20 protein-coding genes are annotated in these 15768 nt (G+C 50.6%); 1 reads left to right on the forward strand and 19 read right to left on the reverse strand.

The genetic code is table 11. The annotated features are described in order from the left end of the window. Window positions 1-8: 8 nt before the first annotated feature. The 18 genes from SPICA_RS02460 to SPICA_RS14615 all read right to left on the reverse strand — a co-directional run bounded on the left by SPICA_RS02460 (window position 9) and on the right by SPICA_RS14615 (window position 13142). A complete protein-coding gene (locus tag SPICA_RS02460; RefSeq protein ID WP_013967955.1) occupies window positions 9-497 on the reverse strand; it encodes a hypothetical protein in 489 nt (162 codons plus the stop codon). Continuing rightward, complete coding sequence (locus tag SPICA_RS02465) at window positions 469-651, reverse strand: hypothetical protein (protein ID WP_013967956.1); 183 nt, start codon at window positions 649-651, stop codon at window positions 469-471. Before SPICA_RS02465 ends, SPICA_RS02460 begins: the two co-directional genes overlap by 29 nt. After that, window positions 648-1004, reverse strand: coding sequence for a YraN family protein (locus SPICA_RS02470; protein WP_013967957.1), 357 nt, complete (start codon window positions 1002-1004; stop codon window positions 648-650). The genes SPICA_RS02465 and SPICA_RS02470 overlap by 4 nt, the downstream gene beginning before the upstream one ends. Then, entirely contained in the window at window positions 997-2190 is a 1194-nt protein-coding gene (locus SPICA_RS02475) for an HD-GYP domain-containing protein (RefSeq protein ID WP_013967958.1), read from the reverse strand. Before SPICA_RS02475 ends, SPICA_RS02470 begins: the two co-directional genes overlap by 8 nt. After that, window positions 2187-2441 carry an EscU/YscU/HrcU family type III secretion system export apparatus switch protein gene (locus tag SPICA_RS02480; protein ID WP_013967959.1) on the reverse strand — a complete coding sequence of 85 codons (255 nt, stop codon included), beginning with the start codon at window positions 2439-2441 and terminating at the stop codon, window positions 2187-2189. The genes SPICA_RS02475 and SPICA_RS02480 overlap by 4 nt, the downstream gene beginning before the upstream one ends. 12 nt (window positions 2442-2453) lie before the next feature. Then, a complete protein-coding gene (locus tag SPICA_RS02485) occupies window positions 2454-3422 on the reverse strand; it encodes a hypothetical protein (protein ID WP_013967960.1) in 969 nt (322 codons plus the stop codon). Window positions 3423-3433: 11 nt separating this feature from the next. After that, window positions 3434-3823 carry a 50S ribosomal protein L19 gene (rplS, locus tag SPICA_RS02490; RefSeq protein WP_013967961.1) on the reverse strand — a complete coding sequence of 130 codons (390 nt, stop codon included), beginning with the start codon at window positions 3821-3823 and terminating at the stop codon, window positions 3434-3436. Further along, complete coding sequence (gene trmD / locus SPICA_RS02495) at window positions 3810-4640, reverse strand: tRNA (guanosine(37)-N1)-methyltransferase TrmD (protein WP_013967962.1); 831 nt, start codon at window positions 4638-4640, stop codon at window positions 3810-3812. The genes rplS and trmD overlap by 14 nt, the downstream gene beginning before the upstream one ends. After that, window positions 4637-5149, reverse strand: a complete 513-nt coding sequence (gene rimM, locus SPICA_RS02500; protein WP_013967963.1) for a ribosome maturation factor RimM — start codon at window positions 5147-5149, stop codon at window positions 4637-4639. The genes trmD and rimM overlap by 4 nt, the downstream gene beginning before the upstream one ends. Window positions 5150-5161: 12 nt before the next feature. Beyond that, window positions 5162-5395, reverse strand: a complete 234-nt coding sequence (locus tag SPICA_RS02505) for a KH domain-containing protein (protein WP_013967964.1) — start codon at window positions 5393-5395, stop codon at window positions 5162-5164. Window positions 5396-5413: 18 nt separating this feature from the next. Beyond that, the gene (gene rpsP / locus SPICA_RS02510; protein WP_013967965.1) at window positions 5414-5662 is read right to left on the reverse strand and encodes a 30S ribosomal protein S16; all 249 of its coding nucleotides are present in this window, start codon (window positions 5660-5662) and stop codon (window positions 5414-5416) included. 235 nt (window positions 5663-5897) lie between these two features. Beyond that, the gene (ffh, locus tag SPICA_RS02515; protein ID WP_013967966.1) at window positions 5898-7259 is read right to left on the reverse strand and encodes a signal recognition particle protein; all 1362 of its coding nucleotides are present in this window, start codon (window positions 7257-7259) and stop codon (window positions 5898-5900) included. A gap of 4 nt (window positions 7260-7263) precedes the next feature. Next, window positions 7264-8334, reverse strand: coding sequence for an NAD(P)H-dependent glycerol-3-phosphate dehydrogenase (locus tag SPICA_RS02520; RefSeq protein WP_013967967.1), 1071 nt, complete (start codon window positions 8332-8334; stop codon window positions 7264-7266). Then, the gene (locus SPICA_RS02525; protein ID WP_013967968.1) at window positions 8331-10139 is read right to left on the reverse strand and encodes a M3 family oligoendopeptidase; all 1809 of its coding nucleotides are present in this window, start codon (window positions 10137-10139) and stop codon (window positions 8331-8333) included. The genes SPICA_RS02520 and SPICA_RS02525 overlap by 4 nt, the downstream gene beginning before the upstream one ends. After that, window positions 10123-10566 carry a nucleoside-diphosphate kinase gene (gene ndk, locus SPICA_RS02530; RefSeq protein ID WP_013967969.1) on the reverse strand — a complete coding sequence of 148 codons (444 nt, stop codon included), beginning with the start codon at window positions 10564-10566 and terminating at the stop codon, window positions 10123-10125. Before ndk ends, SPICA_RS02525 begins: the two co-directional genes overlap by 17 nt. Window positions 10567-10601: 35 nt before the next feature. Further along, entirely contained in the window at window positions 10602-11402 is an 801-nt protein-coding gene (gene truA / locus SPICA_RS02535) for a tRNA pseudouridine(38-40) synthase TruA (protein WP_013967970.1), read from the reverse strand. Continuing rightward, a complete protein-coding gene (locus tag SPICA_RS02540; RefSeq protein WP_237255899.1) occupies window positions 11402-12403 on the reverse strand; it encodes a tryptophan--tRNA ligase in 1002 nt (333 codons plus the stop codon). The genes truA and SPICA_RS02540 overlap by 1 nt, the downstream gene beginning before the upstream one ends. Before the next feature lie 181 nt (window positions 12404-12584). Continuing rightward, window positions 12585-13142 (reverse strand): metallophosphoesterase family protein, encoded by a 558-nt coding sequence (locus SPICA_RS14615; protein ID WP_013967972.1) that lies wholly within the window; start codon window positions 13140-13142, stop codon window positions 12585-12587. Window positions 13143-13293: 151 nt separating this feature from the next. Between SPICA_RS14615 and SPICA_RS02550 the strand changes: the two genes are divergently transcribed. Then, entirely contained in the window at window positions 13294-14508 is a 1215-nt protein-coding gene (locus tag SPICA_RS02550; protein WP_013967973.1) for a DUF3798 domain-containing protein, read from the forward strand. 91 nt (window positions 14509-14599) lie between these two features. On the opposite strand, the gene SPICA_RS02555 is transcribed toward SPICA_RS02550, so the two are convergent. Next, window positions 14600-15724, reverse strand: coding sequence for a fused response regulator/phosphatase (locus SPICA_RS02555; protein ID WP_013967974.1), 1125 nt, complete (start codon window positions 15722-15724; stop codon window positions 14600-14602). Window positions 15725-15768: the final 44 nt, after the last annotated feature.

Below are 15768 nucleotides of genomic sequence, written 5' to 3' on the forward strand. Positions count from 1 at the left end.
AGCCTTACCTAAGTGAGAGAGAAATTATCGGCTACGGTTCTACGCCAGGGGGCCCGTTTTTCCTTATCTTCCCATTGGATAATTCGTTTTATTACAAAATGATCAGTATCTTGAGGATTGGGAAATTGGATCACACCAAAACGACCGCCCCCAATGTAGGTGAGGCTTTCACCTTCCTGTAAAGATTCCCGATCGGAAAGCTTCCTGAGAACACAATCGAAATGGATAGGTGTTCCTGTTGCTGGATCGCTTAAGGCGCTCGATAGATCATTGACTGGTTTCCCACAATAGGGACACTCTGATCGAGGAAGCTGGTTCTGCCCTAATTTGGGTGGAATCCATTGGGGTCGGTCGATGAGGGTCCCCTTTTGTTTATCAAAACGAGGTTTTTCTACTGTCTTTTGCTGGCCCTTCTGAGGGCTTCTTTCTTTATTATGCTGCCGATCCTTGAATTTATTTTTACGGCGGTTATATCCATCTCTGCCGTTTTCTACCATGAACTGCTCCTCTGCTTTGTTCTTCCAATAGTTCTTCGCTGAGAACCTGGGCGATTCTCTGTATAGCACCAGCTAAGTACAAATCATCATTAATAAGCTTTTTAAGTTCTTCCAGTTTTTGTCTGTTCTGGTGGTTCTCAGTTTGAACCATCATAATACACGCTCCATAAAGGCTGAGGCAAGATGGTGAATACCCTGGGATCCAATAAATATAATATCAAAGCGAAGGGTCATACAGTTATATTCTCGATGGGTTGCAAGGAAAAACTTAGCCGTTTTAATGATTCTTTGCTGTTTTTGTTGATTCACCGCATACTCAAGATTTTCCATGCCAAAGTAGGACCAGGCTTTAACTTCGATAAAAACCAGAGTATCCTGTTCCCGGGCTATGATATCAATTTCACCTAGATTACTACGAAAATTACGGTCGATAATTTCATAGCCCTGTGCTGTTAGATACGCCGCAGCCCGGTCTTCTCCATTCTGGCCTTTTTTCTTGTTATTCACGGCCTTTGGCTAATTCTTTGGGATCAATTGCTCGGGCAATGAACATGCTCTTTTCCTGCAGCAGGTTGATGATTTCGCCCTCATCATTATTAAAAGCATTACCAAACTCATCGACCAGAATCCTGATTTTTGGTCGCAGCGGAGCTTCGCTATGTCCCTCTATGACCCGAGCAATAGCCCCTGTATTCAGTAATACGATGGATCCAATCGGGTAAATCCCCATAGTTTTTATGAAGGCCTTAAGAACCTCTGGATCAAAACGTCTTGCATTATCTGAAAGTAAATTCTTCATTGCCTGATACCCGATCATGGAATTACGATAAGGTTTTTCGCTTACCATGGCTTCAAAGGCATCTGCTACACTGACAATACGAGCTCCAAGATCAATGGCCTCACCAGCTAGCCGACGAGGATAACCTTCACCATCCCACCTTTCGTGGTGCTGGAGTGCGATGACGCCCACTTCTTCAGGATACAGAAGCTCTTTGCAAATCATCTTATAAGCATACAATGGGTGTGCTTGAATTCGAGAGATCTCAGTCTCCGATAGGCCGCCTTTTTTTTCAACGATGTCCTTGGGCAGTTTCAACATGCCAATATCGTGCATGAGGGCACCAGTGGTTACCTGAAGTATTTTATGGTTCGGCATCTTTTGTTCCATAGCTATAAGTGTAGAAAGAATTGCCGTGTTTACTGAACTTTTCGCAAGGGGATAATTAGTAACCTCCCCACCCAAAATGTATCCCACAATCTGGTCCCGGTGTTCCCGGACCGCCTGGAGTAGTCTTCCTGCAATTCCGTCGATACTACGGCTTTCGACAGAAAGCCCCTCGGCAATATTCTGAAACAAAGCATCCAGTTTGTTGATAAGGTCTGTGTAGGTACGGTAGCTTGGGGCGTTATCTATAACCGATGGCAGAGAAATGAGGCTTATGGGAGCTTCCGGTGTTATGCTCTGGCTGTTAGCACTCGATGTAGCTTCTGGGCGGTCCTTTGGTGTTGATACATTTTCAGAAATTGTGACTCCTTCTGTTTGTACACTGTCAATGCCCCACTTTATAAGCCGGTCAATATCCTTTTTCTTTACCGGGATTCCCGCGGGGACAAAAAGGTTGTTATCCTGGATATATACCGGTTCAGTAAAAACTTGTCCTGGTCGCAATGCTGTAACTGCTATTTTTCTCACGATAGTTCCTCGTTTTTAATGATTGCAAATACTTTCGCTACAAGCTCCCAGCACCAGGGAGGAATATAGTCTCCAACAGACATTTGATCTGTTAACATAGCCGCCAGGTTGGCATCTTCAATTATAGCTATACCAGCTTTTTCAGCAAGTTCTATAATATGATCTGCGGTTTTTCCTTTTCCCGAAGCTATAATCCGGGGGGCATAATCTCTGTCGATGTATTGTAATGCACTCGCCCGTTTTATTTCCATATTATAGACCCTTTATGCTTGGATTTCAAAGCTGGTATACCCAGTCTCTCGAAATTCTGAAAAAGATTCCGATTTTTCAAAGCTGATACTTACAGTATCGGAAACAGATGTAAGAGCATTAACCAGCGTTTCGGAATTCTTGGGAGGAGGATAGACTCGTAGGTTAAGTGCCAATCCTCCAGCATCATTTTTAAGAGCCTGTACATACCATTGATGCTTTTGAGTGACCGCTTCTATAACAAGCTGTGGCACATCCACAATTCCCCCAGGTCTATCAATACAAAAAAGTCTCAGGGTACCCTGCAAAACAAATGAAGCTTCTGAAAATTGAAAGGGAATAACGAGATAATGTTGGTTATTACGATCTGTCAAACGGTTGAGAAAGTCTATGGCAGGATGGGTTCTACTGGCTTCGCTGAAATAGAGAGCTGTCTGGCCTGGGGTGAGTGGTAGTTCCTGATGTTGTTCTGATTCTGAAGGCTCTATTTCATGGTTTGTATCTTTTAGAGATGTTTTATATTGATGAACCGCTGGGCTCTTATGATTTGTCCCTTTTGCTTGTGTTTCACCTTTCGTATAGGTGGTGAATAATCGCGCTACTTGTCCTAAGGTTTCATCTGACAGCTTTAATCCTTTGGATAAAGCAAGGATCGTGCTGAAAAGACCTGCTTCCTGGTACTGTAAGGGAAGTTTAAGTACCTGCTTCATGTTCTGTTCAAGGGTTTCCTTCTTCAGGGGTAACTGGAAGGACAAGGCGTAACGAAGAGCTGATAGGTTCAGTTTCGTAGCTGCTATATGAAGTTTTTGGGCAAGTTCTTGAATCTCTAAGGTGTTTTGTGTTTTACAAAGTACATCATGCGCGAAATTAACCTGTGAACGGGTATGGTCCGTTGTTTTTAAAGGCTTTTCAGAAAAAAACGAATCTGATGGCAGAGACCGAAGGAGAGACGGCCTAGTACCATCAGATTTCTCGCTTTTCATAGGCCGTACACTTAGGCCTGGGCGCTTTCCTGGCCGGTTGCAGCCTCGTGGGGCTTCTTGGAAATAAGCTCCTTAATCTTGGCAGCCTTACCAATCTTGTCCCGAATGTAGTAGAGCTTAGCCCGGCGAACCTTACCAGGCCGCATAAGCTCAACCTTTACAACCCGGGGGGAGTGCAGGGGGAATACCCGTTCAACTCCAACTCCGTAGGAGTTTTTCCGTACGGTGAAGGTCTTCCCGATACGGGAATTCTTCATGGCGATAACCAGTCCCTCATAGGCCTGGATCCGTTCGGTTTTGCCTTCGACAATCTTGAAATGGACTTTTACGGTATCCCCTACCTTGAATTCATCCAGCTCGCTCTTCATCTGAGCAGCTTCGATAGCTTTAATTTCGTTCATCTGTATCCCCTTGACTGTGCAGAACCTGGTCCTGCAATTCAGCTATAAGTTTTCGTGTCTCAGCAGAAAAACAACCAGCTTTCAGCCCCTTTTCAATTAAATCGGGCCGGACGTTTAGGGTCTTTTCGATCCGTTTCTTTAAACGCCACTGACGTATCTGCTCGTGATGCCCCGAAAGCAACACCTCCGGGACCCGTACTGTATCATAAATCTCCGGTCTTGTATACTGGGGATACTCAAGAAGTCCATCGGAAAAACTCTCTTCTTCGAGGGATTCTGCAGAAATGACCCCATCTATAAGCCGGTAGGTTGCATCTATCAATACCAGGGCTGATACTTCCCCTGAGGAAAGGATGTAATCGCCAATGGAAATTTCGTCATCCACATAGGAATCGATAATCCGCTGGTCAATTCCTTCATATCGGCCGCAGAGGAGTATCAATTCATCCTCTGCAGCAAGTTCTCGGGCCAGGTCCTGATTAAAGAGCCTTCCCGAAGGGGAAAGGTAAATGACCCTTCTCCGTTTTTGTTGCAAGTGGGCGGGCTCGGAGCATGCAGTTCCAAAGTTTATAGCAGCTTGTTTTTTTACCGCTCCGGCTGATTCTAAAGCCCTGCCTATAGGCTCGGGAAGCATCAGCATCCCCGCTCCACCCCCATAGGGGGCATCATCGCATTTGTGATGTTTATCTGTGGCATAATCCCTGATATTGATGGATCTATATTGGATAACTCCACGTTTGATAGCCTTGGCCATTATGGAGGTATTAAAAAAGGTGTCCACAATTTCAGGGAACAGGGTAAGTACGGTGTACTTCACTCCAGAATCCACCCTTCTTTGAGCACCACCGTTCCGCCAGCAATATCAATTCTCTCGATAAACTCATTTCTGAAGGGGATAAACCGGTGCTCCCCTTGAGTTGTTGCAATTTCCATGAGCTGTCCGCCACCGCCCTCTACCACATCAGTAACGGTACCAACCACGGGACCGGACACTACATGCAGATGTACCGCCAGGCCCCGGAGGTCTTCGATATAATATTCATTCTCTGCGAGCGGCGCCGCATTAACTCGATGTACCAGGATTTCACCGCCCTGCAAAGCCTTTGCAGCTTCGGGGCTGTCATACCCTTTAAATTTAATGATAAATGAACTGGGAGCTTGTCCAGTAGCTTCAATGATCAGGGATTTTTCCTGGGTGCCAAGGCGGACCGTTACCTGCTTTAATTGTTCAAAGTGACTGCTGTCTCCTGACGGCAGGCGAACTTTGACATAGCCCTTTATCCCAAAGGGCTGTCCAATAATTCCGGTAATAAAACGATCGGTCACACCTGTAATCCGTCAGTCCAGTATTTCCAGAACAGTTCGCTTGCCGGTGGTGACTGTGGCGGCCTGCAGAATGGTTCGGATTGCCTTAGCAATTCGTCCCTGCTTGCCAATGACCTTACCGATATCTTCCGGAGCCACACGGAGTTCCAGAATGGTACTTTTTTCACCTTCAATCACATTCACCTGCACTGCGGAAGGATCATCAACAAGACTTTTCGCAATATATTCAACAAGATCCTTTTCCATAAATGCTCCTTTTCCCTATTAGAAGGTGAAGTTGCTGTTATTCAGGATCTTGCGAACCGTATCGGTTGGCTGCGCACCCTTGCTGAGCCAGGATTTTACTTTTTCTGCATCAAAAGAAACCTGGGAACCCTCAGCTGCAATGGGGTGATAGATTCCTACTTCATCGATGGTTTTGCCATCCCGGGGAGCTCGAGAATCCATAATAACAATCCGGTAGTAGGGCCGTTTCTTGGTTCCGAACTTCTTTAGTCGAATGCGTGCACTCAAAGGTATCCTCCTCAAATTCTTCCCATTGGGGAATGCCCGTTTCTGTACTTATGCGTCGGCGGGAATGCGGGCAAAACAAGCCCGTCGGCGCGGTTGCGCTGAATTGGGGGCGCGTAAGCCTTATATGTACAGGAAAATCGCCCTTTAGTCAACGGTCAGAGCCTCGGTTTACAGCGGGCACCTCTACAGGCCGCCGCACATAACGCCGGGGTGCTTTATTTAAAAGCCGCCGCGCTTACAGGCCGCCGCGCCCGCCCATCCCGCCCATTCTGCTCATCATCGCCTGGGCTGCCTTTGGATTCTTCCCCAATTTGGCCATTTTTTTCATCATGGTCCGCATCTTTTCGAATTTTTTAAGGAGCCGGGCGACCTCAGCGACTGATGTTCCCGATCCCCGAGCAATGCGGGCGCGGCGGGACGGCCCAATGATCAGGTAGTTTTCCCGTTCCTTTTTGGTCATGGAACAGATGATCGCTTCTTGGGTTTTCATGTCCGCCTTGTTAAGGTCCTCTTCCGAAATTTGACCTGCCATGCCGGGGAGCATTTCCAGCATGGACTGGAGGGAGCCCATTTTTTTTACCGCCCGGAGCTGGTCGAGCCAGTCCTGGAGGGTAAAGTCCTCGGAGAGCATCTTTTTCTGAAGGGCGGCGGCCTCTTCCTGGTTCACCACCTGCTGGGCCTTTTCTACGAGGCTTACAATATCCCCCATGCCGAGGATGCGGCTTGCAACCCGGTCCGGGTAAAAGGGTTCGAAGTCTTCGGGCTTTTCGCCAACACCGACAAATTTTAAGGGTTTGCCGGTGATGGTTTTCAGGGAAAGGGCGGCGCCGCCACGGGTATCGGAGTCGAACTTGGTAAGGATTACCCCGGTAAGGCCGATCTGTTCATCAAAAGCCTTGGCTATATCCACCGCAGACTGGCCGGTCATGGCATCGGCTACGAGGAGTAATTCATCGGGTTTCGCCGCATCCCGAAGCCGGACGAGTTCGGTCATCATTTCCTGGTCAATCTGGAGCCGGCCTGTGGTATCGACGATGATGGTGTCGTAGAGGTTTTTCCGGGCCGTTTCCAGGGCCCCCTTATAGACCTTAACCGGATCCTTAGCGCCCTCTTCTTTATATACGGGAACCCCAATCTGGGATCCTAATACAGAAAGCTGTTCTATAGCGGCGGGGCGGATGAGGTCGCAGGCAACGAGAAGGACCTTTCGGCCTTCCTTTTTAAGCCTCAAAGCCAGCTTGGCAGAACTCGTGGTTTTACCGGAACCCTGCAAACCAAGCATCAGGATCACCGACTGGGTGTCGGGGCCCTTCAGGTTCAGGTCCTGTTTCGCATCCCCTAAAAAGGCGACCAGTTTATCATGGACAATCTTGATGAACTGCTGGCCCGGGTCTACGGAACGGAGTACCCGTTCACCCTTGGCTTCTTCTATGGTGGAGTTGACAAAGCGCCGAACCACCCGGAGGTTTACATCGGCCTCGAGGAGGGCCATTTTAATGGCTTCTACGGCGTCTTCTATGTTTTTTTCGGTGATGGTAGCCTTGCCGTTGATGGTGCGCAGGGCATCCTGAATTTTTCCGGTCAGTTTCTCAAGCATACTGTTATCCCAGGTCCTTTATAAAGGCATGTAAGAATTCTAGAGGGGTTATTTCCCGGTTCAAAATCCGGTAAAGCCCCAAGGATATGGGCATTTTCAGGTTGTGCTGTTCTGCGAGCATTTTCACATATTTAGCCGCAACCACCCCTTCGGGCAGGTAGCCCACTTCACTGATGCGGGTAATGAGGTCATCCAGACTGCTGTAGGGCTTCAGGATATCCTTTTCGATGATTTCCCGGCCGAAGCGGCGGTTTCTGCCGAATATGGACCGGCAGGTTACATCCAGGTCGCCGACGCCGGAAATGGAGGTAAAGGTTTCTGGATGAGTTGCTCCCATGGCCCGGCCCAGGGTCTGGATTTCATTGAGCCCCGCCGCAAGCAGGAGGGACTCGGTCCCGTCGCCGAAAATGTCTTCCATGCCCCGTTCCGCGGCGCTGGTTTTAAGGGCGTCCAGCATACCAAAGGCGATGGCGATGACGTTTTTCGAGGCCGCCGCTACCTGCACACCCCGGACATCAAAGGAAGAGAAGACGAGAAGCCGGTTGGTTTTTAAGAGGTCCCGGAAATGGATCGACTGTTTCGCGCTTTCACTGGCGGCGATGAGCCCCGTGATTTTGCCCCGGGATACTTCTTCTGCATGGCTGGGGCCGGCAATATACACTAAGGATTGGCGGTAAAAGCCGGGAAGGTAGTCTTCCAGGGTTTCGAGAATGAGCCGGGGGCCCTTGGCGGTCGGAATGAAGCCCTTGGTAATGACTCCGATGGCGGTTTCGCCTTCCCGAATGGAGGGAACAGACAGAATTTTTTTAACCGAATCCAAAAGGTATAGGGATGGGCTGGCGAGAATGAGAAATTCCTTGCCGTCGGCGGTTTCTGCAGAGTCCGTGTAGGCCCGAAGATTTTCAGGCAGTACCACATCGGGTAAATAGCGGGAATTAATGTGGCGGAGGTTGATATCCTCAGCGGTCTCCTTTTCGTGACTCCAAATATCAACATCAATACCCTTTTCTGCAATAACCTTGGCAACCGCGGTTCCCCAGGCGCCGGCGCCGAGAACTCCTACTTTCGCGCTCATTTCGTTTCTTCCTCCAGAGTGTGAATCAGTGTTTCCAGTTCGGTGACCCGTTCGGCGATAAGATTGATGCCATTTTGCCAGAATTCGGGGCCTTCCAGGTTAAAGCCCGCGGCCCGGCCTACATCTTCTGCACTGGCCCGGCCGGTGAGTCTCAGAATTTCCTTGTAGGTTCCTGCAAAGGAGCTTCCCTGTTCCCGGGCGCGGGAATAGAGGCCCAGTGCAAAGAGCTGACCAAAGGCGTAGGGGAAATTATAGAAGGCTAAACCGGTGCTGTAATAATGGCTTTTTACAGCCCACATGTAGGGATGCAGAAGCTCGGCATCGAGACCATCCCCATAGGTAGCAAGCTGGGCTTCTTTCATCAATCTGCAGAATTCTTCCGGCGAAAGTTCGCCCTGTTCCCGTCGTTCAAAGACGGCCCGTTCAAAGTAGAACCGGGACAGAATGTCTACGATAATTTGGCAGGCATCCTTTAGACTGCCTTCTATCAGGCTGAGCCGTTCCTGGTTCGAAGATGTTTTTAAGGCCCCTTCCAGAATGATGGTTTCTGCAAAGGTGCTGGCAGTTTCTGCCAGGGTCATGGGATAGGCGGTGAGGGTGCTGGGCAGGTCCTTAATAACTTCGTGATGCCAGGCGTGGCCTAATTCATGGGCTACGGTGGTTACCGAATCGAAGGAACCTTCGAAGTTGCAGAGTATCCGGGATTCCTTTGCCAGGGGGAAATCGGTACAGTAGGCACCGCCGACTTTTCCTTCCCGACCTTCGGCGTCTATCCATGAAAAAGTAAAGGCGTGGCGGGCAAAATTACCCATGGCAGGGTCAAAGGCGGAGAATTTGTCTATTATAAAGTCCCGGCTTTCTTCCCAAGTCCATTTCCGGCTTGCGGTCCCTACCGGGGCAAAGAGGTCGTAAAAGGCGCATTTTTCTATGCGGAGGATGCGGGCTTTTGCTTTCAGGTACCGGCGGAAGAGGGGCAGGGATTGCTCCATAACGGAAATGAGGGCATCCAAAGTTTTCCGGCTGATCCGCGACTGGTAGGCGGCCTTATCCAGGGCGGACTGCCAGCCCCGGCGCTTGTCCACCGTAATGGCAAAACCCTTAACCCCATTGAGGGAGGCGGCCAGGGGAATTTCCATGGACGCCCAGGCAGAGAGCTCTGCCTTATAGGCCCGTTCCCGGATGGACCGGTCGGGATCGTGGGCCAGGTCCCGCAGGGCGATGACGGTTTTCTTTTCGCCGGTGGCCGGATCCCATACCGCACTTACCGTCGAAGAAATGGCTTCCTGAAGCCGGCTCCAGGCATCGCCGCCGCTCCGGGCCAGGTCGTTGGCGAGGTCTTCCAGTTCCGGGGACATCTGGTACTTGGCCCGCTTCAGGGCATCGGTAAGGAAGAAGCGGTATTCGGCCAGGTTCGGATCAGTGGCTATCAGGTTCTGCACCAGCTCTGCCTGTTCGGCAAGGCGGGATCGCAGGATTACCGCCGCCTTTCCCAGGGGAAGGGCGAGGGCTTCCAGGGCATTAATTTCATTCAAGGCCCGGGAATTGCGGGTGTCGGTGGTATACACCGCTGAGGCATAGGCTTCCAGGTTTTCTGCCAGGTCAGCGGTATCTTCGTAGCTGTGGATCCAGCTTAGGATGAGATGCCCTGCCTGGGTCTTGTCCTGGGGCCAGGGCTGTTCAAGCTGGGTGAGCAGTTTGTTTGCATGCTCTGCCAAAAGTTCCTTGTCCCGGATATATTCTGGGGCATCAAAAGATGTGTACACGCTGGCCAAATTCCAGCGGGGAAGTTTAGAACCAGCGCTCATTGCCATCCTCCCAATCGATAAGTTCCTGTTCTTTAAAGAATAGGTTGATTTCCCGTTCTGCACTGGCCGGGGAGTCTGAAGCATGAACAATATTCAGCCTGGTTTGATAGGCAAAGTCACCCCGGATGGTGCCGGGCTGAGCATTGGTTACGTCCGTTGGTCCCACAAGGCGCCGCACCGTGGCGATGACTCCATCACCCTGCAGTACCATGGCTACCACGGGGCCTGAGAGGGTATAGGAGACCAATTTTTCGTAAAATTCCTTACCCACATGTTCCTTGTAGTGGGCTTCCACCAGACTGCGGTCCATTTGCATGAGTTTTAATCCAACAATTTTAAGTCCCTTCCGTTCAAAGCGGGAGAGCACTTCTCCAACAATACGGCGCTGTAATACGCCGGGTTTCAGCATGGCAAAGGTGCGTTCCATAATGGTTGTACTATATCAATAATGAGCGGCCTCGGCTACTCTTTGTAGGATACGGAATAGAGACAGAGCCCTTTTGCTGGGGCTGGTTCCGGGGCGAGGGAACGATTTTTTGCTTCCAGGAGGGCGGCCACGCCGGTGGGGGACATAGTGCCGAGGCCGGCCTGGACCAGCACCATGGTCATGATACGGACCTGGTTCCAGAGAAAGCTGTCGGCGGTGTAGTAGATATGTAGCTCAGGGACTGCCCATTCAAAATGGATATCAGTTATGGTTCTCACCCGGTTCGACTTTGATTTATCCGCGGTGAAGCTTGTAAAGTCATGGGTTCCCTGTAACAAGGCGGCGGCCTGTTTCATGGTCTCCAGGTTCAGCTTTTCCGGGATGTTCCAGGTATAGGCCGCTCTGAAGGGATTTCCCACTGGGCCGCAGATGATGCTGTAGCGGTAGGTGCGGCTTGTGGCATGGTAGCGGGCATGGAACCGGTCCGGGGCAGGGGTTATGGACTTAATGGCTATGTCAGAGGGAAGCTCGGTGTTGACCGCCGAGAGCAGGGCCTCCAGGGAGACTGATGCGGGCAGTATGGCGCTTGCGGCTTGTCCTTCCGCATGAACCCCCGCATCGGTGCGGCCGGCTCCGGCAAGCTGCAGGTCTGCCTCGGTGTACGTACCGGGGTGTATTGCCCCGCCTGAAGCACGGGGGAGGGCGGTGATGAGGGTCTGCTCCAGCACTCCCTGGACGGTCCGGCCGTTGCCTTTTTGCCAGCCCTTAAAGCGGGTTCCATCGTAAGCTACGATGAGCTTCACCCATCGGCGGGACGCAGGCTTGCGGGAATTCATTACAGGTCGATGCCGATGGCCTTGCGAAGTCGGGCTATTGTTTTGCTTGCAATAGCCCGGGCTTTTTCAGCGCCTTCTTGTAGGGTCTTGTTCAAACCTGCGGGATCGGCGATAAGGGCTTCGAAGCGTTCGCGCATGGGGGCTAGTTCCCGGTTGACCACCTGGAAGAGGGCCTCCTTGGCCTCTCCCCAGCCCATGCCCCCTGCCCGGTATCGTTGTGCCAGGGCATCCTGTTCTTCCTTGGTAGCAAAAAGTTTATAGAGGGCAAATATCTGACAGGTGTCGGGATTTTTCGGTTCTTCTACGGTCTGGGAATTGGTTACGATCCGCATGATGAGCTTGCGGAGCTGTTTTTCCGGTGCGAAGAGGGGAATGGTATTGTTGTAGCTTTTACTCATCTTTCGGCCATCTAAGCCGGGGATAACTGCCACCGATTCCTGTATAAGGGCCTGGGGAATGACGAGGAGATCCTTTTTATAGTTAAAGTTGATGGCCTGAGCGATGTCCTGGGCCATTTCGACATGCTGAACCTGATCTTTTCCCACGGGGACCACATCGGTGTCGAACAGCAATATATCCGCCGCCATGAGCACCGGGTAGGTGTAGAGCCCCATATTGATGCCCGCATCGGGGTCTTCTCCCTTTTCATTATTCGCCTGGACAGCGGCCTTATATGCGTGAGCCCGATTCATGAGCCCCTTGGCGGTAAAGGCCATCAATATGGTAGAAAGCTCAAAGGTCTCGGGGACTGAACTTTGCCGGTAGAATACCACTTTTTCTGGGTCGAGCCCTGCGGCGAGCCAGCCTGCGGCGACTTCCCTGATATAGGTAGCCAGTTCCTTGCTGTCCTTGACCGAATTTAAGGCATGATAGTCCGCTATGAAATACCGGGCATCATAGTCCTTTGCCAGTTCCAATGCTGGTTTGATGGCCCCGAAATAGTTGCCTATATGTAAAGATCCGGTGGGTTTTATACCGGTAAGGGAAATTTTTCTCATCATCCTACTCCTCTCGAATGTTCTATAAATACGTATATTGCGATGGTTTTGCAATATCGGAATCCGGAAATGTCCGGCCGTTGGGCTCTCCGGGATTAAAGTTCATTATACTGTTCAGCTCTGGTCAGAACAAGGTTTGCTGGGGAAAATACCCCTTCATGATACTGGGTGTTTTACAGCCGGCCTATAACTCAAGCTCCCGCACGGTAAGGTTTCCTAGGACTCCGGGGCTTACGGTCCAGAACCGGATTTCGAACCATTTCCCTGGCGGACAGGTGATGGTGGCAAAGGTGGGCCCCTGGGGATTCCGGGGCTTACCGAGACTGCCCGGGTTCAGTACGAGGCGGTGGTCCAGTTCCTCCCAATAGGGTCGATGAATGTGGCCAAAGAGGATGGCATCCACTTCTTCCATGGCGGCCACCCTGAGGAGGGTATCCAGACTGTCGTGGACCCCCTGGATATGACCGTGGGTGAGAAACAAGCGTTTATCGGCAAATTGTACTGTTTGTTGTAATGGCAGGTGGTGTTCAAAGTCCCCATTACCCCGTACCAGGGTCCATGCAGGCCGGTAGCCCACCCGTTCCGCCACTATCGGCAGGTCCGCCGCTCCGTCTCCCAGAAAGGCGAGATGGGTAATATCCTTGCGGTTTTTTGCCCAGTTCAGAACTGCCGCAAGATTTTGAAGTACTCCATGGGTGTCGGAAAGAACCAGCAAAGTAGGGGCAGTAAGACCAGAAGCCATAGGGGAATTATAGAGGGCTTTGTATCGATTTTCAATCGGTTTGTCTTGACTGCTTTTCAAAGAGGATTACAATGAAAAAGGCTCTCGTTTGGTTTTTCTGTAAACTGCTGTTTGCAGAAGGGCCAAGATGTTATTCAGCCAAGGAGGTTCTATGAAAAAGATGACGAAGCTCACCGCCCTGTCGTTGGCGCTGATCTTCACCCTGGGCAGTGCAAGCCTTTTTGCACAGGCTAAAGCAAAGTTCCATATCGGTGTGGTAACCGGTACGGTATCCCAGTCAGAGGATGATCTGCGGGGTGCGGAACGTCTCATTCAGGATTATGGTTCAGTTAAGACCGGAGGAATGATTCAACATATCACTTATCCTGATGACTTTATGTCCCAGCAGGAAACCTATATTTCTTCCGTCGTTGCCCTGGCCGATGATCCTCTCATGAAGGCCATCATTGTAAACCAGGCAATTCCCGGCACCACCGAAGCCTTTAAGCGGGTTCGGGCAAAACGGCCCGACATTCTCCTTTTGGCCGGTGAACCCCACGAAGATCCCCTGGTTATTCAGAGTGCCGCTGATCTGGCGCTGTCTGCAGACTTTGTGTCCCGGGGTTACCTTATTCCCTGGGCGGCCAAACAGCTGGGAGCCAAGTCCTTCGTACACATCTCCTTTGCACGGCACATGAGCTATGAGTCCCTGGGCCGCCGTCGGGCTATAATGGAAGAAGCCTGTAAAGATCTGGGGATTAAGTTCTATTTTGAAACCGCTCCCGATCCTACCGGTGATATCGGTATGCCCGGTGCACAGCAGTTCATGCTGGAAAAGGTCCCCCAGTGGATCGAAAAATACGGCAAGGATGCGGCCTTCTTCTGCACCAACGATGGCGAGACCGAACCTCTGCTGAAACAGATGCTGGCCTATGGTGGTATCTTTGTAGAAGCGGATCTTCCCTCTCCGTTAATGGGTTACCCGGGAGCCCTTGGGCTGGATCTTTCCAAGGAAGCAGGTAACTTCCCGGCTATTCTTAAAAAGGTTGAAGAAGCGGTTATCGCAAAGGGTGGCAAGGGGCGCTTCGGTACCTGGGCTTTCTCTTATGGGTATACCCTCACCGCCGGCCTTGGCGAATTTGCCAAGAATGTTATCGAAGGAAAGGCTAAAAAAGACAGCCTTAAGGATGTCTTTGCCGCCCTGGGTAAATTTACCCCCGGTGCAAAATGGAATGGCGCCTACTATGTTGATATGGGAACCGGTGTCCGGGCCAAGAACCAGGTCCTGATCTATATGGATACCTATATCTTCGGTAAGGGCTTCCTCCCCACTACCGCCCAAACAGTTCCGGAAAAGTATTATAAAATCCAGATGAAGAAACAGTAATATTCGGAAAAAACTGGGAAGCGCTTAAAAGCGTTTCCCGGTATTTTTTTGTCCTGTCGGAGGCTTTGTTCCTGCACCAGGGCAGACCTTCCTACACTTCCGTTACAAGCACCGCCTTATCATCATCTGACTGGCCGAGAAGGGCAAATTTGTTTACCAGTTCTTGTGGCAGGGATGGGAGGTCTGTATTTTTTAATTCATCTGCAAACTGTTCAAGAAGGGACAATGAATCGACCCAGCTCTTTGTTTTTCCTGTTTTTGGGTCATGAAATTCCAAAAGGCCATCGGTGCAAAGGATGAACCGGTCACCCGGGGCAATATCGAGGGTTTCTGTGTGATACTGGACCCCTTCGAGCATTGCCACGGGAGGATTTTTGGTCTGCAATTGCTGGATCGTCCCCTTGGTTGGAATATACAGTATAGGTGGGTGTCCTGCGGTAAGATAAATTGCCTTACGGGAGCGGCGGTTAATTTTCAAGGCTGCTGCGGTAAGGTATGTATCCTGACAGACCGTCTGGGTAAGTATATCCCCTAGGTATCCAAAGGCCTCTTCCATAGTATAGGTGGGGTTTGAAAATTGTTTAAGCAGGACTTTCACTGCCGGAGTGATAAAGCTGGTTTTTACATCATGCCCTGCTACATCGACAATCATATAAAAGTAAATATCTTCGGCAAGCTGCTCTACTTCGTAAAAGTCACCTCCCGCTTCGTGAAGCGACTGGTAATAGACAGAAAAATGGGCATCCGGTAAATCTTTGGGTTGTAAGAGGAGGGCCTGCTGGGCCGCCTTTATCTGCCCCAGGCTTTCAATTTTGCTCTGGAGGAGATCCCGGTTTGCCATGCTGAGCCGGATATGGACCCGGATCCGGGCTTTTATCTCTGCGGGGTTGGCAGACTTGACAATATAATCCACCGCTCCCAGCTCAAAGGCTTTAATCTTTGACTGTTGGTCATCCATACTGGTGAGCATGATCACCGGAGTCCAGGCCATCGCCGGATCGGCCTTGAGGTGCCGCAAGGTTTCAAATCCATCAATTCCGCCCATGACCACATCTAAGAGGATCAGCATGGGCCGCTGTTTCTGAACCATGGCAAGGCATGCCTCGCCGCTCGGGGCTTCCCAGACCTCATAGCCCTCTTCGTCCAGAATATAGTGGAGATAGCTGCGATTCACCGTGGAATCATCGACAATCAAGACCGAATAGATGGTGTCCATTACCTAATAACTATAAACTGAGATGGGGAAGAATGCAAAGTTGT

This window comes from Gracilinema caldarium DSM 7334 (assembly GCF_000219725.1).
Classification (GTDB): Bacteria; Spirochaetota; Spirochaetia; order Treponematales; family Breznakiellaceae; genus Gracilinema; species Gracilinema caldarium.